At 57.9% G+C, this 23272-nt stretch carries 22 protein-coding genes and 1 pseudogene; 13 read left to right on the top strand and 10 right to left on the bottom strand.

Going from position 1 to position 23272, the window contains the following annotated elements; translation table 11 throughout:
* Window positions 1-32 precede the first annotated feature (32 nt).
* Both edd and CWM57_RS09075 read left to right on the top strand, forming a co-directional pair.
* Window positions 33-1844 carry a phosphogluconate dehydratase gene (gene edd, locus CWM57_RS09080; RefSeq protein WP_100675385.1) on the top strand — a complete coding sequence of 604 codons (1812 nt, stop codon included), beginning with the start codon at window positions 33-35 and terminating at the stop codon, window positions 1842-1844.
* 38 nt (window positions 1845-1882) lie between these two features.
* Window positions 1883-2524 carry a bifunctional 4-hydroxy-2-oxoglutarate aldolase/2-dehydro-3-deoxy-phosphogluconate aldolase gene (locus tag CWM57_RS09075; RefSeq protein WP_002911423.1) on the top strand — a complete coding sequence of 214 codons (642 nt, stop codon included), beginning with the start codon at window positions 1883-1885 and terminating at the stop codon, window positions 2522-2524.
* 57 nt (window positions 2525-2581) lie between these two features.
* Here CWM57_RS09075 and purT read toward each other — a convergent pair whose 3' ends face one another.
* On the bottom strand, window positions 2582-3760 hold the full coding sequence (purT, locus tag CWM57_RS09070) for a formate-dependent phosphoribosylglycinamide formyltransferase (protein WP_100675386.1): 1179 nt from the start codon (window positions 3758-3760) through the stop codon (window positions 2582-2584).
* Between the two features lie 135 nt (window positions 3761-3895).
* Here purT and CWM57_RS09065 point away from each other — a divergent pair, with 135 nt between their 5' ends.
* The 3 genes from CWM57_RS09065 (at window position 3896) to ptrB (ending at window position 7236) form a co-directional block, all read left to right on the top strand.
* Window positions 3896-4243, top strand: coding sequence for a YebG family protein (locus CWM57_RS09065; protein WP_100675387.1), 348 nt, complete (start codon window positions 3896-3898; stop codon window positions 4241-4243).
* 149 nt (window positions 4244-4392) lie between these two features.
* Complete coding sequence (locus CWM57_RS09060) at window positions 4393-5055, top strand: tellurite resistance TerB family protein (RefSeq protein ID WP_100675388.1); 663 nt, start codon at window positions 4393-4395, stop codon at window positions 5053-5055.
* 120 nt (window positions 5056-5175) lie between these two features.
* The gene (ptrB, locus tag CWM57_RS09055) at window positions 5176-7236 is read left to right on the top strand and encodes an oligopeptidase B (protein ID WP_100675389.1); all 2061 of its coding nucleotides are present in this window, start codon (window positions 5176-5178) and stop codon (window positions 7234-7236) included.
* Window positions 7237-7239: 3 nt separating this feature from the next.
* Here the strand turns inward: ptrB and exoX are convergent, their stop codons facing one another.
* Both exoX and CWM57_RS09045 read right to left on the bottom strand, forming a co-directional pair.
* Window positions 7240-7899, bottom strand: a complete 660-nt coding sequence (exoX, locus tag CWM57_RS09050) for an exodeoxyribonuclease X (protein ID WP_074385460.1) — start codon at window positions 7897-7899, stop codon at window positions 7240-7242.
* Window positions 7900-7977: 78 nt separating this feature from the next.
* Window positions 7978-8208, bottom strand: coding sequence for a DNA polymerase III subunit theta (locus tag CWM57_RS09045; RefSeq protein ID WP_012541260.1), 231 nt, complete (start codon window positions 8206-8208; stop codon window positions 7978-7980).
* Between the two features lie 113 nt (window positions 8209-8321).
* Here CWM57_RS09045 and yobA point away from each other — a divergent pair, with 113 nt between their 5' ends.
* The 3 genes from yobA to CWM57_RS09030 are packed head-to-tail and all read left to right on the top strand — an operon-like array spanning window position 8322 to window position 9924.
* Window positions 8322-8696, top strand: coding sequence for a CopC domain-containing protein YobA (gene yobA / locus CWM57_RS09040; RefSeq protein ID WP_074385461.1), 375 nt, complete (start codon window positions 8322-8324; stop codon window positions 8694-8696).
* 3 nt (window positions 8697-8699) lie between these two features.
* Window positions 8700-9569 carry a copper homeostasis membrane protein CopD gene (copD, locus tag CWM57_RS09035; protein ID WP_100675390.1) on the top strand — a complete coding sequence of 290 codons (870 nt, stop codon included), beginning with the start codon at window positions 8700-8702 and terminating at the stop codon, window positions 9567-9569.
* A gap of 16 nt (window positions 9570-9585) precedes the next feature.
* Window positions 9586-9924 (top strand): YebY family protein, encoded by a 339-nt coding sequence (locus CWM57_RS09030; protein ID WP_008804271.1) that lies wholly within the window; start codon window positions 9586-9588, stop codon window positions 9922-9924.
* Between the two features lie 641 nt (window positions 9925-10565).
* Here CWM57_RS09030 and CWM57_RS27565 read toward each other — a convergent pair.
* Both CWM57_RS27565 and CWM57_RS09020 read right to left on the bottom strand, forming a co-directional pair.
* Window positions 10566-10709: an Ecr family regulatory small membrane protein gene (locus tag CWM57_RS27565; RefSeq protein ID WP_142667623.1), complete on the bottom strand. Its 144-nt coding sequence runs from the start codon at window positions 10707-10709 to the stop codon at window positions 10566-10568.
* 103 nt (window positions 10710-10812) lie between these two features.
* The gene (locus tag CWM57_RS09020; RefSeq protein ID WP_077268376.1) at window positions 10813-11781 is read right to left on the bottom strand and encodes a VirK/YbjX family protein; all 969 of its coding nucleotides are present in this window, start codon (window positions 11779-11781) and stop codon (window positions 10813-10815) included.
* A gap of 156 nt (window positions 11782-11937) precedes the next feature.
* Here CWM57_RS09020 and pphA point away from each other — a divergent pair, with 156 nt between their 5' ends.
* A complete protein-coding gene (pphA, locus tag CWM57_RS09015) occupies window positions 11938-12591 on the top strand; it encodes a protein-serine/threonine phosphatase (RefSeq protein ID WP_100675391.1) in 654 nt (217 codons plus the stop codon).
* On the opposite strand, the gene CWM57_RS09010 is transcribed toward pphA, so the two are convergent.
* The 5 genes from CWM57_RS09010 to yebS all read right to left on the bottom strand — a co-directional run bounded on the left by CWM57_RS09010 (window position 12588) and on the right by yebS (window position 18680).
* The gene (locus CWM57_RS09010; protein ID WP_002911395.1) at window positions 12588-12779 is read right to left on the bottom strand and encodes a YebW family protein; all 192 of its coding nucleotides are present in this window, start codon (window positions 12777-12779) and stop codon (window positions 12588-12590) included. The two genes, pphA and CWM57_RS09010, sit on opposite strands and share 4 nt — an antisense overlap.
* A 97-nt stretch (window positions 12780-12876) precedes the next feature.
* Window positions 12877-13116: a YebV family protein gene (locus CWM57_RS09005; protein WP_002911393.1), complete on the bottom strand. Its 240-nt coding sequence runs from the start codon at window positions 13114-13116 to the stop codon at window positions 12877-12879.
* A gap of 115 nt (window positions 13117-13231) precedes the next feature.
* A complete protein-coding gene (gene rsmF / locus CWM57_RS09000) occupies window positions 13232-14665 on the bottom strand; it encodes a 16S rRNA (cytosine(1407)-C(5))-methyltransferase RsmF (protein WP_100675392.1) in 1434 nt (477 codons plus the stop codon).
* A gap of 129 nt (window positions 14666-14794) precedes the next feature.
* Complete coding sequence (locus CWM57_RS08995; protein WP_061154116.1) at window positions 14795-17428, bottom strand: PqiB family protein; 2634 nt, start codon at window positions 17426-17428, stop codon at window positions 14795-14797.
* Entirely contained in the window at window positions 17397-18680 is a 1284-nt protein-coding gene (gene yebS, locus CWM57_RS08990; RefSeq protein ID WP_074385466.1) for a membrane integrity lipid transport subunit YebS, read from the bottom strand. The genes CWM57_RS08995 and yebS overlap by 32 nt, the downstream gene beginning before the upstream one ends.
* Window positions 18681-18812: 132 nt before the next feature.
* Here yebS and CWM57_RS08985 point away from each other — a divergent pair.
* From CWM57_RS08985 to htpX, 4 genes and pseudogenes are all read left to right on the top strand, one after another.
* A pseudogene (locus CWM57_RS08985) lies at window positions 18813-19326 on the top strand (GAF domain-containing protein).
* Between the two features lie 81 nt (window positions 19327-19407).
* Window positions 19408-20082: an RNA chaperone ProQ gene (proQ, locus tag CWM57_RS08980; RefSeq protein ID WP_032741230.1), complete on the top strand. Its 675-nt coding sequence runs from the start codon at window positions 19408-19410 to the stop codon at window positions 20080-20082.
* A gap of 19 nt (window positions 20083-20101) precedes the next feature.
* On the top strand, window positions 20102-22150 hold the full coding sequence (gene prc / locus CWM57_RS08975; RefSeq protein ID WP_061154119.1) for a carboxy terminal-processing peptidase: 2049 nt from the start codon (window positions 20102-20104) through the stop codon (window positions 22148-22150).
* A gap of 234 nt (window positions 22151-22384) precedes the next feature.
* Window positions 22385-23269: a protease HtpX gene (gene htpX / locus CWM57_RS08970; protein ID WP_008804280.1), complete on the top strand. Its 885-nt coding sequence runs from the start codon at window positions 22385-22387 to the stop codon at window positions 23267-23269.
* Window positions 23270-23272 lie beyond the last annotated feature (3 nt).

Genomic DNA, 23272 nt, shown 5'->3' with positions numbered 1-23272 from the left:
CGGCCGGACAGATACAAATTTGAGGAGCCTTTATGAATTCGAAAATGTTACGGGTAACAAATCGCATTATCGAACGGTCGCGTGACACCCGCGCGGCTTACCTCGCAAGGATTAACCAGGCCAAAACCGACACCGTGCATCGTGCGCAACTGGCCTGCGGCAATCTGGCTCACGGTTTCGCGGCCTGTCAGGCTGACGACAAAGCCTCTCTGAAAAGCATGTTGCGCAACAACATCGCCATCATCACCTCCTACAACGATATGTTGTCCGCTCACCAGCCCTATGAACACTATCCGGACATCATCCGTAAAGCGCTGCATAGCGCCAATGCGGTCGGCCAGGTGGCCGGCGGCGTGCCGGCAATGTGCGACGGCGTAACCCAGGGGCAGGACGGTATGGAGCTCTCATTGCTGAGCCGCGAAGTGATCGCCATGTCCGCCGCTATCGGCCTGTCGCATAACATGTTCGATGGCGCGCTATACCTCGGCGTGTGCGATAAAATTGTCCCCGGCCTGACTATGGCGGCGCTCTCTTTCGGCCATCTGCCGTCGGTCTTTATTCCCTCCGGTCCAATGGCCAGCGGCCTGGCTAATAAAGAGAAGGTCCGCATTCGCCAGCTGTACGCGGAAGGTAAAGTGGATCGTATGGCGCTGCTGGAGTCCGAAGCCGCCTCTTATCACGCGCCGGGAACCTGTACTTTCTACGGCACGGCGAACACCAACCAGATGGTGGTCGAGTTTATGGGCATGCAACTGCCGGGATCGTCCTTCGTCCATCCGGATGCCCCGCTGCGGGACGCACTGACCGCCGCTGCCGCACGCCAGGTCACCCGCATGACCGGCAATGGCAACGAGTGGATGCCGCTGGGGAAAATGTTCGACGAAAAAGTGGTAGTCAACGGCATCGTGGCGCTGCTGGCGACCGGTGGCTCCACCAACCATACCATGCACCTGGTGGCGATGGCCCGCGCGGCGGGGATCATCATTAACTGGGATGATTTCTCCGACCTGTCAGACGTGGTGCCGCTGCTGGCGCGCCTCTATCCCAACGGCCCGGCGGATATCAACCACTTCCAGGCGGCGGGCGGCGTTCCGGTACTGGTGCGCGAACTGCTGAAAGGCGGCCTGCTGCATGAGGATGTTCACACCGTCGCCGGCTTTGGTCTGTCGCGTTACACCCTGGAGCCGTGGCTCAACAACGGCGAGCTGGACTGGCGTGAAGGGGCGACAGCGCCGCTTGACGATCAGGTCATCGCGACCTTCGAGAAACCGTTCTCCCGCCACGGCGGCACGAAGGTGCTGAGCGGCAACCTGGGACGCGCAGTGATGAAAACGTCGGCGGTCCCGGTAGAGAACCAGGTGATTGAAGCGCCGGCGGTGGTGTTCGAGAGCCAACACGACGTATTGCCGGCCTTTGAAGCGGGCCTGCTGGATAAAGATTGTGTGGTGGTGGTCCGTCATCAGGGGCCAAAAGCGAACGGGATGCCAGAATTACATAAACTTATGCCGCCACTTGGTGTATTATTGGACCGCCGTTTCAAAATAGCGCTGGTGACCGATGGCCGACTCTCTGGCGCCTCCGGTAAAGTCCCGTCAGCTATCCATGTCACGCCTGAAGCGTATGACGGTGGTTTGCTGGCCAAAGTGCGCGATGGCGATGTGATTCGCGTGAACGGACAGACGGGAGAACTGACGCTGCTGGTAGAAGATGCCGAACTGGCGGCGCGTCAGCCGCATATCCCTGACCTCAGCGCGTCGCGCGTGGGAACCGGTCGGGAGATGTTTGGGGCGCTGCGTGAGAAGCTCTCTGGCGCGGAGCAGGGCGCAACCTGCATCACTTTTTAAGACGATTTTATTTCTAGATCTGGCGAGAGAAAATCTTGATGAAAAACTGGAAAACAACAGCAGAAGCAATCCTCACCTCCGGTCCGGTTGTCCCGGTTATCGTAGTGAAAAAGCTGGAGCATGCGGTACCGATGGCGAAAGCGTTGGTCGCAGGCGGCGTGCGCGTGCTGGAAGTCACCCTGCGCACCGAGTGCGCCCTGGAAGCGATCCGCGCGATTGCTAAAGAAGTGCCGGACGCGATTGTCGGCGCGGGCACGGTCACCAACGTTGAGCAACTGAAAGCGGTAACGGAAGCTGGCGCGCAGTTCGCTATCAGCCCGGGGCTGACCGAATCCCTGCTGAAAGCGGCGACTGAAGACGGCACCATTCCGCTGATCCCGGGGATCAGCACGGTGTCCGAGCTGATGCTGGGTATGCAGTATGGTCTGAAAGAGTTTAAATTCTTCCCGGCGGAAGCCAACGGCGGCGTGAAAGCCCTGCAGGCGATTGCGGGTCCGTTCGGCCACATTCGTTTCTGCCCGACCGGCGGTATCTCTCCGGCCAACTACCGTGACTACCTGGCGCTGAACAGCGTGCTGTGCATCGGCGGTTCCTGGCTGGTGCCAGCCGATGCGCTGGAAGCCGGCGACTACGATCGCATTACCACCCTGGCGCGTGAAGCGGTGGAAGGCGCGAAGTAAACCGCGCCTCAAGGTCGACAACCCGGTCAGCGGCAACGCGACCGGGTTTTTTTGTCTTTACCCTTCGACGATGACCGCCGCGGCGGCAGTTTTAGCCCGTGCCACGGCCTCTTCGACTGAATCGGCGACGGCGAGGGTTACCCCCAGGCGGCGGGTACCGTCAATCTCGGGCTTGCCGAACAAACGCAGCTGCAGGCCAGCCCCGACGGCCGATTGCAACTGGCCAAAGCTGACGTTCTGGCTGGTCAGCTGCGGAAGGATCACCGCGGAAGCGGCCGGACCATACTGGCGGATAGCGCCGACGGGCAGTCCAAGGAAGGCGCGAACGTGCAGGGCGAATTCCGAGAGATCCTGCGAGATCAGCGTCACCATGCCGGTGTCATGTGGGCGCGGGGAGACTTCGCTAAAGATCACCTCGTCGCCGCAAACGAACAGTTCCACGCCAAACAGGCCATGACCGCCCAGCGCCAGCACCACCTTGCGGGCGATGGCCTGGGCACGTTCGAGGGCCAGGTCGCTCATCTGCTGCGGTTGCCAGGACTCACGGTAATCGCCGTCTTCCTGGCGATGGCCAACCGGGGCGCAGAAATGCACGCCATCGACGGCGCTGACGGTGAGCAGGGTGATTTCAAAGTCGAAATTCACCACCCCCTCGACGATCACCCGCCCGGCGCCGGCGCGGCCGCCCTGCTGCGCATAGCGCCAGGCTTCGCTGAGCTGGTCAGCCGAGCGGATAAAACTCTGGCCTTTGCCGGAGGAGCTCATCACCGGTTTGACGATGCATGGCAAACCGATCTCGGTAACGGCCGCACGGAAGCCTTCTTCGCTGTCGGCGAAGCGATAGCTGGAGGTGGGGAGCTGCAGCTCTTCTGCCGCCAGGCGGCGAATGCCTTCGCGGTTCATGGTGAGCTTTGCCGCCCGCGCCGTGGGGACCACTTTCTGCCCGGCCTGTTCCAGTTCAACCAGGGTATCGGTAGCAATAGCTTCGATCTCCGGCACGATGTAATCGGGTTTTTCCTGTTCAATCAGGGCGCGCAGGCTCTCGCCGTGCAGCATATTGATGACGTGGGCGCGGTGGGCGACCTGCATCGCCGGGGCATCGGGGTAGCGGTCGACGGCGATAGTTTCAATGCCCAGACGCTGACATTCAATGGCGACTTCTTTGCCCAGCTCGCCGGAACCTAACAGCATTACTTTGGTGGCTGCCGGGCGCAGCGCGGTGCCTAATACAGTCATAACTCTCTTCCGCAGTAAAAAAAGATGCCGCCGATTATAAACGAAAACGTTTGCGTCTGTCTTTACGCGCGTGAGTTGAGTCCGGAGAGGAAATTTGTTATACTGTATAAAAATACAGTATTGAGAGGCTGCAGCATGGCGGTTGAAATTAAATATGTTGTGATCCGCGAAGGTGAGGAAAAAATGTCTTTTGCCAGCAAAAAAGAGGCCGACGCTTACGACAAAATGCTCGATCTGGCAGAGGTGCTGAATGACTGGCTGGTGGCATCGCCGCTGGAGATGGATGACGCTCAGCGTGACACCATGGCGATGTGGCTGGCAGAGCGAAAAGAGGCGCTGCAGCATATCCTGCGCGTCGGCCGATTGCCGGAGCAGGATGCCCCCGCGCACGACTCACTCGCGCCGTCAGCGGCAGAAGAGGCTTCTTCGGCGGATGACGAGGCTGCACCGGCTGCCAAAGCGCGTAAGGCGAAAGTGGCCTGACTGGCGGCAGCCAGCTATGGCCAGGCTGGCTAGCTGGGTAGAGATTTGTCTGCCGCGCCCACCTTTGCGCATCTTTAGCCAGGTCTAACATTTCCTGACATCGCGTCGTTTAGGCTGATAGCAGTGTTTTATCACCTGAGAGGAAAACCATGGCTAACTGGCTTAATCAACTGCAGTCGCTGCTCGGGCAGCAGGGCGCGTCACCGACAGGCGAGTCGTCAAAAGGGAGCGCACTGCTGCCTGGTGCGATTGGCGGGCTGGCCGGGTTGCTGGTGGCCAGTAAATCCTCACGCAAACTGCTGGCGAAATACGGCACCAGCGCGCTGCTGGCAGGCGGTGGGGCGGTGGCGGGTACGGTGTTATGGAACAAGTATCAGCAGAAGATGCGCGCTCAAAATGCGCCTGCGTCCGAGGCGAGCACGCCGGCTGTCGTGCCGGCGGACGTTGATCCGCGCAGCGTGCGGCTGATTACCGCGCTGGTTTTTGCCGCCAAGAGCGATGGTCATATTGATGACCACGAGCGGGCTAATATTGAAGCCCAGCTGCGGGCGGCCAATATTGACGTTCAGGATCGGGTGCTGATCGACCAGGCGCTGGCCCAACCGCTGGATCCACAGCGTCTGGCGGAGGGCATCGTTGATCCGCAGGAGGCACTGGAGATCTACTACGTCAGCTGCGCGGTCATTGATATCGACCACTTTATGGAACGCAGTTATCTGAACGCGCTGGGTGACGCGCTGTCACTGCCAAAGGATGTCCGGGCCGATATAGAACAGGATATCCAGTCACAAAAACAAGCGCTAAGCGTCTAAATTATCACGTTTCACTTGCATCGCCCGCGTCTTTTGCCACCCTTATAGACACGTCATCATTCAGGCGCCGCCGTGTGGCCTGAATGCTCTTGTGTCACGATAAAGCAGCAGAAGACCAACATGCCACCAAAAGCCAAACGGATCCCTCACGCCATGACCTTGCATGGCGATACACGCATCGATAACTATTACTGGCTGCGCGACGATGAGCGCGCGCAACCTGACGTGCTGGACTATCTGCACGCGGAGAACGCCTACGGCAAGCGGGTGATGGATTCGCAGCTCAGCCTGCAGGAACGTCTGCTGAAAGAAATTATCGACCGCATTCCGCAACGGGAAGTCTCCGCCCCTTACAGTAAAAACGGTTTTCGCTACCGCCAGGTTTACGAGCCGGGCTGTGAATACGCCATCTATCAGCGCCAGTCGGTGCTCAAAGAGGAGTGGGATGAGTGGGAGATCCTGCTTGACGGCAACCAGCGGGCGGCGAAGAGTGAGTTCTACACCCTTGGCGGACTGGGTGTCGCGCCGAATAACCAATTGATGGCGGTAGCGGAGGATTATCTTTCCCGCCGCCAGTATGGCCTGCGCTTCTGCAACCTTAGCAGCGGTGAGTGGTACCCGGAGATCCTGGAAAATGTCACCTCCGGCTTTGCCTGGAGTAATGATTCCCGCTTTGTGTGGTACGTGCGTAAACATCCCACCACGCTGCTGCCTTATCAGGTCTGGCGCCACACGGTGGGTACCGCGGCGCAGAGTGATGTGCTGGTGTATGAAGAAAAAGATGAGACCTTCTACGTCAGCGTACATAAGACCACTTCCCAGCAGTTCGTGGTTATTTATCTCTCCAGCGCCACCACCAGTGAAGCATTACTGTTCAACGCCGAACTCCCTGACGCTGAGCCGGTCTGCTTCCTGCCGCGGCGGAAAGATCACGAATACAGCCTCGATCACTATCAGCACGCGTTCTATCTGCGATCCAACCGGGAGGGGAAGAATTTTGGCCTCTACCGTACCGTGCTGCGCGATGAAGATCAGTGGACCACGCTGATCCCGCCGCGTCACGACGTGATGCTCGAAGGATTTACGCTGTTTACCGACTGGCTGGTCGTCGAGGAGCGCCAGCGCGGCCTGACCAGCCTGCGGCAAATTAACCGCAAGACCCGGGAGGTGGTAGGGATCGCCTTTGACGATCCGGCCTATGTCACCTGGCTTGCCTATAATCCGGAACCCGAAACGTCGCGCCTGCGTTACGGGTATTCCTCCATGACCACGCCGGACACCCTGTTTGAACTGGATATGGATACCGGCGAACGGCGGGTTATCAAGCAGCAGGAAGTGAAGGGGCTGGACACGAGCTGCTACCAGAGCGAACACCTGTGGGTGAGCGCCCGCGATGGCGTCGAGGTTCCGGTATCGCTGGTCTACCATCGCGACCATTTCCGCAAAGGGAGCAATCCGCTGCTGGTCTATGGCTATGGCTCATATGGCGAGAGTATCGATGCCGATTTCAGCGCCAGCCGGCTAAGTCTGCTCAACCGGGGCTTTGTCTACGCCATTGCCCACGTCCGCGGCGGGGGCGAGCTGGGGCAGCAGTGGTATGAGGACGGCAAATTTCTGAGTAAGAAAAATACCTTCAATGACTATCTGGACGTCTGCGACGCGCTACTGGCCCAGGGGTACGGCGATCCGCAGCTCTGCTATGGCATGGGGGGCAGCGCCGGCGGGATGCTGATGGGCGTGGCCGTTAACGAACGTCCTGAGCTGTTTCATGGCGTGATAGCCCAGGTGCCGTTCGTCGACGTGGTGACCACCATGCTGGATGAATCTATTCCATTGACTACCGGGGAGTTTGAAGAGTGGGGAAACCCACAGGATGAAACCTATTACCGCTACATGAAAAGCTACAGCCCCTACGACGGCGTCCGGGCGCAGGCTTATCCGCATATGCTGGTGACCACCGGGCTGCACGATTCTCAGGTGCAATACTGGGAGCCGGCAAAATGGGTGGCCAAACTGCGGGAACTGAAAACCGACGATAACCTGCTGCTGCTCTGCACCGATATGGATTCCGGCCATGGCGGCAAATCCGGGCGCTTTAAAAGCTATGAGGGAGTGGCGCTGGAGTATGCCTTTTTCATTGCCCTGGCGCAGGGGACACTGCCGGGGAAAGCGGCAGTGTGATGACTATTCCCCGAGGTAATGTTTGAGGGTCAGGCGCAGTTCGGGGCTCATGCGGTCGAGATTGTTGAATAACCAGCGCAGGTAGCCGGGGTCGTTTTCAGCAATTTCGGCCACCGCTTTACCCCGGTATTTGCCGAAGGTAAAGGTGGTGAGCAGCGACGGGCGGCCGGTGATATCGGCCATTTCGTCAGGCGTCCAGCCGGAAACGTTGATGATATCCAGCAGCAGCGCGGCGGTGATATAGCAGTCATACAGCGCGCGGTGGTGATGCAGCCCCGGCGGGGTCGCCACATTCAGCTTACGTGATTTATATAACCCCATATTGCTGTATTTGATCCCCGGCCACAGGCGGCGGGCCAGCTTCATGGTACAAATCCACTCGCCGCTCATCTCCGGTAACACCCGGCGGTCAAAGCTGGCGTTGTGCGCGACATACCAGGGACTGCCCAGATAGTGCGGAATAATCTCCTCAATCCACGGCTTATCAGCGACCATCTCTTCCGTTATACGGTGGATAGCCATCGCCTGCGGCGTGATGGGACGGTCAGGACGCACCAGATGGCTCATCGGGTTAGTGATTTGCCCATCGACAATGTCGACCGAGGCGATTTCGACGATGCCCCCCTGCAGGCCGCAGGTTTCGGTATCAATGACGCGCAACATGGCTCGCTCCAGAGCAAAACAACAAGCGTAAAGGAATTGGGTGGCCTTGCCAACCGACGGGGAGCAGGCGGGCGCGCATTATTTCTGCTTCGGCTCCCAGGGCAGTCGGGAAAGCGAAACAGACGCCAGCCGGTGGGCGATCAGTCGTTCGCGGAACCAGTCGCGCAGATGGGCGGGCTGCTCACGCTCGACCAAATCAGCGACCACCGGCATGTTGTATCGCTCCTTAAAGGCGACGCCGGCGGCGGCGAGATCGACGTTGACCTTATCCATCTCAGCTTGCGAAATTTTGGCCAGATTTCTTTCCATTATTAACTCCAGTGTGCTGGTAAACCCGGTCGAGGCGCTGACGCTTAGCTCGACTCTGCCATTATACAGGGTTATTCTCTGTCCTACAGACATAACAAAAGGGAATGACGAATATGCGACTCCTCGCTGGACGCGCGTTGCGCCTCTCGGTTGCGTTTGCCGGTATGTTAACCGCGGCAGGCGCCTTCGCCCACGCTCACCTGCAACAGCAGATCCCCGCCGCGGGTGCACAGCTGATCGCGCCCCCTCAGACGCTGACGCTCAGTTTCTCCGAAGGGATCGAACCGGCCTTCAGCGGCGTGGTCGTCACCGGTCCGCAGCAGCACGCGGTAGCCACCGGAAAACTGACCCGCAGCGCTGACAACCCCTCTCAGGTCACCTTACCCCTGGCGGAAACGTTGCCTCCGGGGGAGTACACCGTAGCATGGCATGTGGTCTCGGTTGACGGCCATAAAACCAAAGGGCAATACACTTTTAGCGTGAAGTGATCGATGTTGACCGGGCTCTATATCACGCTGCGTTTTGGGCACTTTATCACCCTGATGTTGGCTTTTGGCTGCGTGCTGTATGGCGCCTGGTGGGCGCCAGTACCGCTGAGGCGCGTGCTGATGCACCGCTTTTATCCGCTGTTGCGCCCCCTGATGTTGATCGGCGCGCTCTCAACCGTGGCGCTGTATCTGGTGCAGGGGGGGATGATGGGCGATGGCTGGGCGGATGTCTGGCAGCCCGCCGTCTGGCAGGCGGTAGCGGGTACCCGCTTCGGTGGGGTGTGGATCTGGCAGATCCTGCTGGCGTTGTCCGCCCTCACCGTGGTGTGGATCCGTCCTCATCACGGCGCCAGGCAACTGATGGCCCTGCTGGCAGCCCAGCTGTTGCTTTCCGCCGGGGTAGGACATGCCGCCATGCACGATGGCTTACTCGGCGCCCTGCAGCGGACTAATCATGCCGTCCACCTCTTCTGCGTCGCCAGCTGGTTCGGCGGCCTGTTGCCCTTCATCTACTGCCTGCGTCTGGCGCAGGGGCGCTGGCGTCAGGCTGCAATCTATACCATGGCGCGCTTTTCGCGTTACGGACATCTGGCAGTGGCCGGCACCCTTGCCAGCGGCATAGTCAATGCGCTGTTGATCCAGGGGGCGGTGATCGGAACCTCGCCCTGGGGGCGCATGCTGTTGATCAAATGTGCGCTGGTCGCCGGGATGGTGGTAATTGCCTTAGTGAACAGGTATGTTCTGGTACCGCGCATGTCGGCAAGCGGTTCGCGGGCGGAAAGCCTGATCCTGCGGACCACGCAGGCTGAGATAGGGCTGGGCACGCTGGCGCTGCTGGCCGTCAGTCTGTTTGCCACCTGGGAACCTTATTGAATTAACTGGCAAAATCATGAAAAAAATTGTTCTGACCATGTTGTTACTGGCAAGCTCCGGGGCTGCTCTGGCGGCGCCGCAAATTATCACCGTGAGCCGCTTTGAAGTGGGGAAGGAGAGTTGGGCGTTCAACCGTGAAGAGGTGATGTTGACCTGCCGTCCGGGTAACGCGCTTTACGCCATCAACCCAAGTACGCTGGTCCAGTATCCGCTCAATGACGTCGCGGAACAGCAGGTTAAAGCCGGCAAGACGACCGCGCAGCCGATCTCGGTGATCCAGATCGACGATCCGCAGCATCCGGGACAAAAAATGAGCCTCGCGCCATTTATCGAGCGAGCGCAGAAGCTCTGCTAGCGTTCCGCGTTATCTTACTGTAATAGCATAAAAAAAACCGCCCTTGCCGGATAACGGCAGTGGCGGTTTTTTACTGGCTGACAGCCGTTTACCAGGAATTACACGACCACATTGGCCGCGGACTGGAAAAGCTGACGCGTTAAACTATTCTTATAGTGCAAGGCGACTTAGCCTGCATTAATGCCAACTTTTAGCGCACGGCTCTCTCCCAAGAGCCATTTCCCTGGACCGAATACAGGAATCGTATTCGGTCTCTTTTTATCTGTCACTTTCTGCTTTCGCAATAGCCAGCGACATCATGTCAGTCAAACCCCAGGCTGGCCTCTGGATGTCCCGTTATAGCACACCGTTTTTAGCATACACAATCCATTTACACACAAATCGCATCCTGAGGAAGGGTTGCGTCGGGAAGGAGAGATCTGAAACTGGGGTGGAAAGAGAAAAGAAAAAACCTGCACCTAACCAGGCCCGGCGTGCAGGTTAACAGGCGGGCCAACATCGGAAGTCTGCTAGTATACATATTTGTATGATAAATAAAATGAGCAAAGTCTAATAGATTTGGCAATTCATGCGATTAGCGATCGTCGAACGACCGTGTCGCTAAAAATAATAAGCAAATGCGCTATGTGCGGCGGCTGAAATTATTCAGGAACACTAAAGGTGGGGTATATCTTACTTTCGAGATAGCAGAGCAAAAGCCAAATTTCATCGCTAAAAATAAACCATACGCAGCCCAGCAGAATGACCGCAAGAATAATTAGCAGGAAAATTTCGGTTTTACTCATCATGCCAACCACTATCCAATGGCGCCTGGGGCCATGATAGTAGCGAAATAAGTACCGAATAAGCAAACGCCGCGTGTCAGCGCGGCGTTACCGGCAGCGAAATTTACGTGCCATGGCGCGGTTGCGTCAGGATGTCCACCTGCTCAGCCAGCTGATCCAACAGCTGGAACCGACGCCGGTATTCAGCCCGTTTTTTACTGGCGATACTCTCCAGTGGTTTGCGTTCCAGACGCTGCGGCAGCCGCCAGCGCCAGGCGCTTTCCGGCTTACCGTCGATGGACTGCCAGAACTCGTCGTAACTGGCGTGGAAATGGCGGCCCTTGCTCAGGCGATAGCGCAGGGCACGGAACACATGGCCATTATCGCTGACGCCATAAATCGACTCGATAGCGCTGCGAGCAGCCAGCAGCCAGATGAACTCCAGCAGCAGGCGCTTCGGGAACAGGCCGAAGCAGGCGCGAGTCGCCTGCTTAATCACCTCATGGGAAACGTGGCGCCGTGGCCCCTGCAGGCCGCCAATGACCAGCTGCCAGGCTTCACCGTCCCAGGTCACGCTAAAGGTTGCGCTGGCCAACAGGGTGTTGTTGTTGTCACGTAGCCACAGCGTGGTTTCGCCCTCACGCTCAGCCTTCCCGGCAGACGAGGCGGAGAGCGTGAACGGGCTGCCGTCTTTTCCGTTCAGCGTCAGCAGCGGGACCTCGCTCACCGCGGTCATGGCATGCGCCAGCAGCGACCCCCGCAGGGTATCGATGTAGCGATAATGACTTATCACCGCCATCGCCCGCTGCCAGGCGTTAAGATCGCGCGTCAGGTACTGACGGTGCACTTTCCCCGGCAAGGTCGCCTGCGCGGCCAGAAGCTGGTTAAAATCATCGCGGGCGCTAAGCGACTCAAGCATCGCTTTGGTGGGGCTATAAAATAACGCCGTACGCAGCAGAAATTTAAGGCGAAAATTTTTCTGCCGCCAGATAGGTGCAGGTATTAGTCTGCCCATCACCAGATCGGCAATAAGATGCGAGCGCGGCGCAAGCACGCTGGTTGAATGCAGGCTATTGTCTGTCACGATAAACACCTCGTTGTTATTTCCTCCTATTTTAAAGCGAGCCTCTGATAACCTTAATCCTCTGGCCGACTATATTTCCCGTTTGTTTAAAATCGATTGAGGTGTAAATAAAAATCACCGGGGATCCGGCGCAATTACCTATAATTACAGCAGAGAGGTAATTATATGTATCAACGTATTAATGGTAGCGACTGGCGTAATATCTGGCTGATGGGCGATCTGCATGGTTGCTTTGCGCTACTGATGGGCCGACTGCGCCAGTTGCGCTTTGATCCCTGGGCCGATCTGCTGATCTCCGTTGGCGATCTGATCGATCGCGGTCCGCAGAGCGCTGACTGCCTCGGCCTGCTGCGCTGCCGCTGGTTCAGGGCGGTGCGTGGGAATCATGAACAGATGGCGCTGGAGGCGCTGGAGAGCGGGGATATGGCACTCTGGCAGATGAACGGCGGCGACTGGTATGTCCGGGGCACCGGGCAGCAGCAGGCCGAAGCCGACCGGCTGTTAGCGCGTTGCCAGCGGCTACCGTTGATTATTGAAGTTGCGTGTGCAGATGCCCGGCATGTTATCGCCCATGCCGATTATCCGGCGTCAGTCTATCGCTGGCAGCAGCCGGTGGATCCCCAGCGGGTATTATGGAGCCGTCATCGCCTGAGCGAACATCTGGCGGGACGTCATGGCGCCATCGCCGGAGCAGACCATTTCTGGTTTGGTCATACGCCGCTTCGCGCGCCTTACGAACGCGATAATCAACACTATATTGATACGGGCGCTGTGTTTGGCGGGGCGCTGACGCTGGTGGCGCTGCAGTCGGCAGGTTAAAAGTCGCTGTATTCGCTGGCGGGTTGCCAGAAGCCGTCAATAAAATCTTCTATCGGATAGCAGCCGCCGTGGCGGATCCGCTGATCCTCCATCGCCACTAAACACTGCGTTTCCTCGCGGTAGACGTCAACCACAATGTCCTCACAGCCGCCATCCAGATAGCAAATAAACAACACCAAGGCAAACATCCTGGCCTCATGTTCGGGTTCACATACTATTTAGTGTAGGGGATGACAGCGGGACGGGGAAATAAATAACCCGTCTCTGGCGACGGGTTCATTTGAGTCAGGCAAGGCGCATGACCCAGGCATCAGACTGGCGGTCGTAATGTTTACGGTAGAGAACGGAATGTTCGCCATTGAGAATGGCGGGCACGCTGGTATCGGCATCCCAGGCGTCAAGCTGCATACATAAATCTGGATCGGATTTGCAGGGAATACTTAACGTTCGCTCTCCCTGATGTTCACCGTGCAGTTCGGCATCGTCTATCTCAAACGCGCCGATGCGGACATTGGTTTTACTCATCGCTTCACCCCATTTTTCAGCTGAGTTGTGGTACGACCAGTTGAGGTCGTCATTTTTCAGCGTAGTCAATGGGGTGAAAATCGCCAGTCAAAAAATGCGTATTATTTGCACGACGTCACACCTTGCCGGCAAAAAGTTTCCCATCGCGCACCAGTTCACGCGGGTAGCTGTTCTTCAGGCGGGAGCCGACGCGCTTGGCCAGGCCCAGCGGGACACCCTGGAAGGTCACGATGGCTTCATCCTGCTGCGGCGCGGTCTGCGGATAGACGTCGCGTCCGCGATACCACTCCTCCGCTTCCTCCTGCGTCAGCTCGAAGGCGCGCTGCGGCGCGGCAAAGGCGATAACCGCCTCATGCTGCCAGCGGTAACCCTTGTTGTGCACCTCCGCCAGGCGTACGCCGATGCGTGAAAAACGCACCTTGCCAAACAGGGGCTCCATAGCCTGCGGGAACAGCCACAGCTCTTTATCCCGCTGCCACAGCGTATGGCCCGCGTCCCACTCGAGGCCAACAGCGTTGGCGGCGGAGGTTACCGCGGCGGCTTCCCGGCCCTTCAGCGGAACAAACGGGAATTTGCCGACCTTATAGCCTGGCGCCGGGAGTGGATCGATCGCCGCAGTCTTGCGCAGACGAGCAACGAAGAAGCCTTCGCAATCGTAGATCTGCGGGAACACGTGCAGAAACCCTTCAGCGGTTAAGGCATCGGCCGCGCCGGAAAACAGATCTCCCAGCGGCAGGATCTCCACCGCCTGCGGATAACGGGACAGCAGCCACTGAACGACCGCCTGATTTTCCTCGCGATTCAGGGTGCAGGTCGAATACACCAGCGTCCCGCCAGGACGCAGGGCATGGAAGGCGCTGTCGATAAGTTCGCGCTGGGTGGCGGCAATGTCGAGGTTGCTCTCCGGCGACCAGTTTTTCAGCGCGTCAGCATCTTTACGCACCACGCCTTCGCCCGAACAGGGAGCATCAAGCAGGATGGCGTCGAAAGCTTCAGGTAGCGCCGCGCCGAAAACCCGGCCGTCGAAGTGGGTCAGGGCGACGTTACTGATGCCGCAGCGGCTGATGTTGGCATGCAGCACCTTCACCCGGCTGGCGGAGAACTCATTGGCCAGGATACCGCCCGCGTTACCCATTCGGGCGGCGATCTGGGTGGTCTTTGACCCCGGCGCGGCGGCAACGTCCATCACTCGTTCAGGCTGCGGGTTATCAGCGAACAGGGCGGCGACCGGTAGCATCGAGCTTGCTTCCTGAATATAGAACAGCCCGCTGAGATGTTCGGCGGTACTGCCCAGCGGCAGCGCATCGTCGTTGTCCCGCTCGATCCAGAATCCCTCTTCGCACCAGGGGACCGGCGTCAGCTGCCAGCCATAGGGGGCGACCAGAGAGAGGAAATCATCAACGCTAATCTTCAGCGTGTTGACGCGAATACTGCGGCGTAGCGGGCGCTGGCAGGCGGCGATAAAGTCGTCGAAGGAGAGGTGCGCGGGCATTGCCGCACGCATTTGAGCGAGAAACGCTTCAGGGAAATAGACAGTATTTTCAGCCACAGGCAGCGCACCACAGAAAAAAAGGGTGCGCAGTTTAGCACAAACGCCCCGGTGCAGGACACCGGGGCGTGCGGTTGGTTATCTTCCCGCCCCCGGCGTTGGCCGGGGCGGGAGAAGGGGTCGTGAGGGTTACTGTGGCAGGGCGGTGCCCCATTCCCGCCACTCTTTCGGCTCGCTCTCCTGCAGCAGGAAGTGCTTGCCATCCTGAGCCTTTGGCGCCAGCGGCGTACCCGGCGGCGTGGCAAACGCGATCCCGCCGCGGATAAACTGATTGAAGGTTCCGGTTTTCACCACGCCGCCAATCAGGCCGAAGTCGAGGCTGTAACCTGAGGCCAGCCAGAACACCGAGTTATTGCGTACCAGATACTGGTAGCGCTTACTGATACGCAGTTTCACCATCACCCGATCGGACATCGACCCCAGCGACAGGCCGGTGACTGTCCCCACTTCAAGGCCGCGGAACAGGACCGGCGTACCGATGCCAAGCGACCCCGCCTCCGGCGCTTCCACCACAATGTTCAGGCCGTCGATATAGCGTGAGTCGCTGATCGTCGTATCCTGGATCTCAAAGTCGCGGCGCGCCGGGCCGCGTCCGGGCTCAACGTTGATATACGACTGGAACAGGGTGTCCAGATGCTCGACGCCCGCGGCGGAGATTTGCGGGGTGATCACCGAGAAGCGGGTCCCGGCCCGGGCGAAGGTGCCGACGTATTCCGGGTAGAGCACCGCTTTCGCCTGCACTTCGTTTTTGGCGGTGATCAGCTCCAGGGACTGGATCTGACCGATATCGATGCCGAGATAACGAATCGGCATCCCGGCCGCCATCTTCCCGGCGTCAAACGCGTGTAGGGTGATCTGGCCGCCCACGGCGCGTGCCGCCGTTTCAGAAGCATAAAGGATACGTTTGTTATTCAGCCGCGCGTTGGCGCTACTGCCGTTGAGGTTATCGAAACTGATCGCGCCTTTAATGGCGCGCGCCAGCGGCGAGGCCTGGACGGTGAGCCCGTTGCCGTCAAGTTTGACCTTCGCACCCCCTTCGGCCCAGAAGACGCTGTTGTTGGTCAGCAGGTAGCGGTACTCCGGCTTGATATGCAGATCGATATCGAACGCGTCACTGCGCGGTTTGACGGAGATGATTTCGCCGACGGCGAATTTACGATACAGCACGACCGAGCCGGCCTGAACGTCAGGCAGGGTCTCCGCTGAGAGGCTTAAGGTGGTGGTCGGCACTTCACTCAGGCTGTTTTCCTGGGCCTTTTCGAGGTTGGCGTACAGCGGGTAGCTGCTCTGCATTTCGCCTTTTTCTCCCGGAATGACCCGGATCCCGCCATTGACCCACTCGCTGGCGCTGGCCCCCAGCACCTGCACGCCATCGAGTCCGACTTTGACATCCAGACGGCTGTTAACCACAAACTTGCTGTCGCCGCGAATGAGATCGCGGTATTCCGGGGCAATGGCGACCTGGAAGGTGACACCTTTAGCCGTCAGTTTGCGCTCCAGCACCTGGCCGACTTTTACCCCGTGCAGCACCAGCGGCTGGCCGCCGTCAATCCCGTAACTTTCCGGCGCTGAGAGCGTGACGGTGGCGACGTTGGGTTCCTCCAGCAATGCTTTATCTGCTGGCATGACGGAGAAGTGATTGCGCGGCTCGCCTTCCCCGGGTACCAGTTCAAAGGTATTGCCGGTGAGCAGGGCGCTGACGCTGGGGTTGTCGAGGGAGATCTTCGGCTTCTTCATCTGAATCAGCGTTTTCTCACGCAGCAGCGTCACCACGCTCGGGTCGACGGTCATCTCGCCGGTCACCTTGCCGCCGGGGTTAAGATTCAGCTTACTTAACTGGCCCACTTCCAGCCCCTGATACATCAGCGGCGTCGAGCCTGCTTTCAGCCCATCGCCGTCGGGCAGGTCGAGGGTGACCAGCACACCACGCTGGCTATGCGCCAGATCTTCGTACAGATGATAGTCATCGTTTTGCGCCGCAACCTGCGAATCGGCGGGGGAGTCAAAGGCGATAGCGCCGTTCACCAGTGCAGAAAGGTTCTCCAGCTGCACTTTTGCCCCACTCAGGCCGACGTCGGCTTTGATCCCGGAGACGTTCCAGAAGCGGCTGCCTTTTTTCACCAGGTTGGTAAACCGGCGTTCGATCAGGACATCGATGGTGACTCCCTGATTATTGGCATTCAGGGTGAAGTCATACACGCGACCGACCGGGATCTTGCGGAAATAGACCAGCGAGCCGCTGCTCAGGGAGCCAAGGTCAGGGGCCTGCAGGTGGATCATCAGCTCGCCGTTGTTGATGCGGTATTTCGGCTGAGTGTCGAGGGCCACGAAGTGATCTTCGGGATCGCCTTTGCCTGGCATCATGCCGATGTAGTTCCCGCCCACCAGCGCATCCAGCCCGGAGACCCCGGCCAGAGAGGCTTTCGGCGTGACCAGCCAGAACTGGGTCTCTTTACGCAGTGCATCTTTCATATCGCGTTTGATGCTGGCGGAAACCTCAATTTTACTCAGGTCTTTACTGAGGCTAATATCCTGGACGGTACCGACTTCCACCCCCTGATAGCGGATAGGCGTCCGCCCCGGGACGATGCCGTTAGCGGACTGGAAATCGATGGTAATCGTCGATCCGCGGTCGTCAAAGCTGGTCCAGATGAGCCAGGCGGCAATCAGCAGCGCGATGACCGGCAACAGCCAGAATGGCGAGATACGGCGTTTAGTTTTTATTCTGGCTTCAGTCTGCGAAGCGGGCGATTCCTGACTCATGTGCGTCCCAAAGTAAGCGGCTGTCCAGCCATTCAACTGCAAGAATAGTTAAAATTACTGCACCGCCGAAGTAAACCGCCGCCGGCCCCATGGTGAAGGCGAGGAGCTGATCGCGATTTATTAGCGACATGGTGAGTGAGATAACAAACAGATCCAACATCGACCAGCGGCCAATCCAGGTTATCAGCCGCAGCAGCAGGATGCGGGTGCGCAACCCCTGCTCACACTTGAATTGTATGCTGACCAGGAGGGTAAATAACACTATAACTTTGGTGAATGGCACCAAAATACTGGCGATAAACACCACCCCGGCGATGGCGATATTGCTGTTGGCAAGGGAGATTATCCCGGAGAGGATCGTATCGTCCTGGCGCGCACCATTGACATAGATGATCGAGATCGGCAGCAGGTTGGCCGGTAAGAGGAAAATCATCGAAGCGACCAGCGCCGCCCAGCTGCGCTGCAGGCTCTGGGGCCGGCGATGATGCAGCGGGGTGTGGCAGCGTCGGCAGCGGCCACGCGCGTCGCGGTAGCCGGTGTAGTGGCAACTGGTGCACACCTGCAGATTATTATCGGCGCGGGTCGCCGGCCGTTCAGGATAGAAACGCTCCCACAGCTCTTCGACGTTCATGTGAATAAGCGTCAGGATGCTCAGCAGCGTTAGCGAGATAAACGCCACCAGGCCGATGCCGGGCTGCAGGAAGGCGTAATCCTGCACCTTGATGGAGGCGACGCCAATACCCACCAGATAGATATCCAGCATCACCCACTCTTTGAGCTTGCCGAGCATCAGCAGCACCGGGCGCAGGTTCATCCCCAGCACGTTGCCCAGCCAAAGATAGCTAATCGAGACCACCAGCAGCACCGGGGCGACCACCGCGCAAAACAGCACCATGGCGGCGGTAAGCGGGTCACCCTGTGCGGTCATCTGCCAGATCCCCTGCAGGACGTTGGCGTCGATGCGTACGCCCAGCAGATGCAGGCGCAGCAGAGGTTCAGACCAGGCAAAAGGCATGAGCAGCAGCATCGCAACGGCCATGCTGCCCAGACGCGTCAGCGACCAGTCGCGCCCATCACGCACCTTCGCGTTACAGCGTGGACACCAGGCGCTTTGGTAGCGTTTAAGCACCGGTAAGCGAAAGAGCATGTCACACTGCGTACAGCGCTGATAATGCGCATAGGGAAGCGGCGTGCTGACGGCATGCACGACCATCTTCTTCGCAGGTTTGATCGTTGGTGTTTTTATCGGCATTTATTACGTACAGGAATGAATGTATCCCACTATCTTAACCTATGAATGAATTCATCTTGAGCCTAAGCGCATTTAATGCTTATTTTAGTAGGCTGTACGTATCAGGCAGTAAGACAACCAAGTGAAGATATAATGAGCAAAACAGAATTTTACGCGGATCTAAACCGCGATTTCCAGGCATTAATGGCAGGTGAAACCAGTTTTCTGGCGATGATCGCCAATACCAGCGCGCTGCTGTTCGAGCGGCTGAGCGAAGTCAACTGGGCCGGTTTCTATCTTCTGGAAGGCGATACCCTGGTATTGGGGCCGTTCCAGGGCAAACTGGCCTGTGTGCGCATTCCGGTCGGTCGCGGCGTGTGCGGCGCCGCGGTGGCGCAAGCCCAGGTCCAGCGCGTTGAGGACGTGCATGCGTTTGATGGTCATATTGCCTGCGATGCGGCCAGTAATTCGGAAATCGTCTTTCCCCTGCGCGTGAACGACCAGATTATCGGCGTACTGGATATCGACAGCCCGGCGTACGGCCGCTTCACCGCTGAAGATGAGCAGGGGTTGCGCACGCTGGTCGAGCAACTGGAAAAACGTATCGCGGCCACTGATTATCAAAAAATCTTTACCCGTGTCGTGGGATAATCAACGGATAACGTAGCATTTAGCGAGGACGTCATTATAATGTCGCCTGTTCATGCCTGCGGCTTGTTGGCTACGTCCGTTGTAATCAGGAAATTTCATGGAAAATCAACCTAAGTTGAATAGCAGTAAAGAAGTTATCGCCTTTCTGGCCGAACGTTTCCCTCAGTGCTTTAGCGCTGAAGGCGAAGCGCGCCCCCTGAAAATTGGTATTTTTCAGGATCTCGTTGAGCGAGTGGGTGGTGAGATGAATCTCAGCAAAACCCAGCTTCGCGCTGCATTACGTCTCTACACGTCTAGCTGGCGTTATCTGTACGGCGTGAAAGCCGGCGCTATCCGCGTTGACCTGGACGGCAACCCGTGTGGCGAACTGGAAGAACAGCACATCGCCCATGCGCGTCAGCAGCTGGAAGAAGCAAAAGCTCGCGTTCAGACGCAGCGCGCTGCCCAGCAGGCGAAAAAACGCGAAGCCGCCGCCGCAGGCCAGCAGGATGAAGGGGTTCGCCGCGAGCGTAAACCGCGTCCTCAGCAGCCGCGTCGTAAAGAAGGCGCTGAACAGCGTAAACCGCGTCCTGTTGCGGCCAAAGCCCCGCGTGAAGAGCGTCATACTCCGGTATCGGATGTTTCCGTTCTGACCGTCGGCCAGGCGCTGAAGGTAAAAGCAGGCAATAACGCAATGGACGCCACCGTTCTGGAAATCACCAAAGATGGCGTTCGTGTACAGCTGACTTCTGGTATGTCAATGATTGTACGCGCAGAACACCTGGTGTTCTGAAACGGAGGCCGGGCCAGGCATGAACACATTTTTTAAAATCACCGCGCTTGCGGGCCTGCTGGCAATAGCAGGCCATGCTTTCGCTGTTGATGAAATAACCCGTGCAGATCAAATTCCCGTGCTAAAAGAAGAGCCGCAGCACGCGACGGTGAGCGAGCGCGTGACGTCGCGCTTTACCCGCTCTCACTACCGTCAGTTTGATCTCGACAACGCCTTCTCGGCAAAGATTTTTGACCGTTATCTGAACCTGCTGGACTACAGCCATAATGTGCTGCTGGCCAGCGATGTGGCGAAGTTTGCGGCCAAAAAAGACCAAATCGGCGACGAACTGCGCACCGGGAAACTGGACGTCTTCTACGACCTCTACAACCTGGCGCAGCAGCGTCGCTTTGAGCGCTATCAGTATGCGCTGAAGGTGCTGGAACGTCCGATGGACTTTACCGGCAACGATAATTTCAACCTCGATCGCTCCAAAGCACCGTGGCCAAAAGATGAGGCCGAGCTGAACACGCTGTGGGACGCCAAGGTTAAGTTTGACCAGTTAAGCCTGAAGCTGGCGGGTAAAGACGATAAAGAGATCCGCGATACTTTAACCCGTCGCTATAAGTTCGCGATCCGTCGTCTGGCGCAAACCAACAGCGAAGATGTTTTCTCGCTCGCGATGACTGCCTTCGCTCGCGAAATCGACCCGCACACCAACTATCTGTCTCCACGTAATACCGAGCAGTTCAACACTGAGATGAGCCTCTCTCTCGAGGGGATCGGCGCTGTCCTGCAGATGGATGATGACTACACCGTCATCAATTCGCTGGTGGCGGGCGGTCCGGCCGCGAAGAGCAAAGCGATCAGTGTCGGCGACCGCATCGTTGGCGTTGGCCAGACCGGGAAGCCGATGGTTGATGTCATCGGCTGGCGTCTGGATGATGTTGTCGCGCTGATTAAAGGGCCGAAGGGCAGCAAAGTGCGCCTTGAGATCCTGCCGGCTGGCAAAGGAGCCAAGACGCGTATCGTGACTCTGACCCGCGAGCGGATCCGTCTGGAAGACCGCGCGGTGAAGATGTCGGTGAAAACCGTCGGTAAAGAAAAAGTCGGTGTGCTGGATATTCCGGGCTTTTACGTTGGCCTGACCGATGACGTGAAAGTGCAGTTGCAGAAGCTGGAAAAACAGAACGTCAGCAGTATCGTCATTGATCTGCGCAGCAATGGCGGCGGGGCGCTGACCGAGGCGGTATCGCTCTCGGGTCTGTTTATTCCGTCCGGCCCGGTGGTGCAGGTGCGGGATAACAATGGCAAGGTCCGCGAAGACAGCGACAACGATGGCGTGGTCTATTACAAAGGGCCGCTGGTGGTGCTGGTTGACCGCTTTAGCGCCTCGGCGTCTGAGATCTTTGCCGCAGCGATGCAGGATTATGGCCGCGCGCTGATCGTTGGCGAGCCGACCTTCGGTAAAGGGACGGTACAGCAGTATCGCTCGTTGAATCGTATCTACGATCAGATGCTGCGTCCGGACTGGCCAGCCTTAGGTTCCGTCCAGTACACCATCCAGAAGTTCTACCGCATTAACGGCGGCAGTACGCAGCGTAAAGGCGTGACGCCGGATATCATGATGCCAACCGGTAATGAAGATCGTGAGACCGGTGAGCAGTATGAAGACAACGCCCTGCCGTGGGACAGCATCAATGCGGCCACCTATGTGAAGTCCGGGGACCTGACCCCGTTTGGACCGGAACTGCTCAAGCGCCATGATGAGCGTATCGCGCAGGATCCCGAGTTCCAGTACATCATGAAGGATATTGCCCGTTATAACGCGATGAAGGACAAGCGTAACATCGTCTCTCTGAACTACGCCCAGCGTGAGAAAGAGAACGAAGAGGATGATGCGATTCGTCTGGCGCGGATTAACGATCGCCTGAAACGCGAAGGCAAGCCGCCGCTGAAAAAACTGGATGACCTGGCGAAGGATTACCAGGAGCCGGATCCGTATCTTGATGAAACGGTCCATATTGCGGTAGACCTGGCGCATCTTGAGAAAGCGCGCCCGGCGGTGGAACCGCCAGCCAGTAAATAAATAGCAAACGGGCACCTCTGAAGGTGCCCGTTTTTTTTGTGCTTTTGTCATTACCGTTCAGCTCAACTAACAAAATGTCAACCTGCCCGGTCGCTGTCAGCAAGATGCTACAAAATGTAAAGTTGTGTTTTTATCGTGACTTAGCGGGGGCTGATGGTTGAAAATTGCAGTCTGACCCATACGATGTGGGTAATCGCATAGTGCGTTTTGTTAAATTGAGGTAAAAAGAAAATTATGATGCGAATCGCGCTTTTCCTGCTGACGAACCTGGCAGTGATGGTCGTGTTCGGGCTGGTGTTAAGCCTCACGGGGATCCAATCCAGCAGCATGACCGGTCTGTTGATTATGGCCCTGCTGTTCGGCTTCGGTGGTTCTATCGTTTCACTGATGATGTCGAAATGGATGGCGCTGAAGTCTGTGGGTGGGGAAGTGATCGAGCAGCCGCGCAACGAAACGGAACGTTGGCTGATGCACACCGTCGCCCAGCAGGCGCAGCAGGCGGGCATTGCCATGCCGCAGGTGGCTATTTACCACGCGCCTGATATCAACGCCTTTGCCACCGGCGCGCGTCGCGACGCCTCGCTGGTCGCCGTCAGTACCGGGCTGTTACAAAACATGAGTCGTGATGAAGCGGAAGCAGTCATTGCCCATGAAATCAGCCACATCGCTAATGGCGACATGGTCACCATGACGCTGATCCAGGGGGTAGTGAACACCTTCGTTATCTTTATCTCCCGCGTGATTGCCCAGATTGCGGCCGGTTTCCTCGGCGGCAACCGGGAAGATGAAGGGGAGAGCAGCAATGGCAACCCGTTAATTTATTTTGCCGTTGCCACGGTGCTGGAGCTGGTGTTCGGTATTCTGGCCAGCATTATCACCATGTGGTTCTCTCGTCATCGCGAGTTCCACGCTGACGCCGGCTCGGCGCGACTGGTGGGCCGCGAGAAGATGATTGCAGCCCTGCAGCGACTGAAAACCAGCTATGAGCCGCAGGAAGCCAGCAGCATGATGGCGTTCTGCATCAATGGTAAAGCGAAATCCATGAGCGAGCTGTTTATGACTCACCCGCCGCTGGATAAGCGTATTGAAGCCCTGCGTAGCGGTGAGTATCTGAAGTAATTC

Source organism: Klebsiella sp. G-Nf4 (assembly GCF_002810615.1).
Classification (GTDB): Bacteria; Pseudomonadota; Gammaproteobacteria; order Enterobacterales; family Enterobacteriaceae; genus Klebsiella; species Klebsiella variicola.
The sequence above is the reverse complement of the archived record's forward strand: the minus strand, read 5'-3'. Positions and strand labels throughout refer to the sequence as shown.

Coding starts and splice junctions, on each gene's coding strand:
- edd (WP_100675385.1), top strand. CDS start 33: ATGAATTCGAAAATGTTACGGGTAACAAATCGCATTATCGAACGGTCG.
- CWM57_RS09075 (WP_002911423.1), top strand. CDS start 1,883: ATGAAAAACTGGAAAACAACAGCAGAAGCAATCCTCACCTCCGGTCCG.
- purT (WP_100675386.1), bottom strand. CDS start 3,760: ATGACTGTATTAGGCACCGCGCTGCGCCCGGCAGCCACCAAAGTAATG.
- CWM57_RS09065 (WP_100675387.1), top strand. CDS start 3,896: ATGGCGGTTGAAATTAAATATGTTGTGATCCGCGAAGGTGAGGAAAAA.
- CWM57_RS09060 (WP_100675388.1), top strand. CDS start 4,393: ATGGCTAACTGGCTTAATCAACTGCAGTCGCTGCTCGGGCAGCAGGGC.
- ptrB (WP_100675389.1), top strand. CDS start 5,176: ATGCCACCAAAAGCCAAACGGATCCCTCACGCCATGACCTTGCATGGC.
- exoX (WP_074385460.1), bottom strand. CDS start 7,899: ATGTTGCGCGTCATTGATACCGAAACCTGCGGCCTGCAGGGGGGCATC.
- CWM57_RS09045 (WP_012541260.1), bottom strand. CDS start 8,208: ATGGAAAGAAATCTGGCCAAAATTTCGCAAGCTGAGATGGATAAGGTC.
- yobA (WP_074385461.1), top strand. CDS start 8,322: ATGCGACTCCTCGCTGGACGCGCGTTGCGCCTCTCGGTTGCGTTTGCC.
- copD (WP_100675390.1), top strand. CDS start 8,700: ATGTTGACCGGGCTCTATATCACGCTGCGTTTTGGGCACTTTATCACC.
- CWM57_RS09030 (WP_008804271.1), top strand. CDS start 9,586: ATGAAAAAAATTGTTCTGACCATGTTGTTACTGGCAAGCTCCGGGGCT.
- CWM57_RS27565 (WP_142667623.1), bottom strand. CDS start 10,709: ATGAGTAAAACCGAAATTTTCCTGCTAATTATTCTTGCGGTCATTCTG.
- pphA (WP_100675391.1), top strand. CDS start 11,938: ATGTATCAACGTATTAATGGTAGCGACTGGCGTAATATCTGGCTGATG.
- CWM57_RS09010 (WP_002911395.1), bottom strand. CDS start 12,779: ATGTTTGCCTTGGTGTTGTTTATTTGCTATCTGGATGGCGGCTGTGAG.
- CWM57_RS09005 (WP_002911393.1), bottom strand. CDS start 13,116: ATGAGTAAAACCAATGTCCGCATCGGCGCGTTTGAGATAGACGATGCC.
- CWM57_RS08995 (WP_061154116.1), bottom strand. CDS start 17,428: ATGAGTCAGGAATCGCCCGCTTCGCAGACTGAAGCCAGAATAAAAACT.
- yebS (WP_074385466.1), bottom strand. CDS start 18,680: ATGCCGATAAAAACACCAACGATCAAACCTGCGAAGAAGATGGTCGTG.
- proQ (WP_032741230.1), top strand. CDS start 19,408: ATGGAAAATCAACCTAAGTTGAATAGCAGTAAAGAAGTTATCGCCTTT.
- prc (WP_061154119.1), top strand. CDS start 20,102: ATGAACACATTTTTTAAAATCACCGCGCTTGCGGGCCTGCTGGCAATA.
- htpX (WP_008804280.1), top strand. CDS start 22,385: ATGATGCGAATCGCGCTTTTCCTGCTGACGAACCTGGCAGTGATGGTC.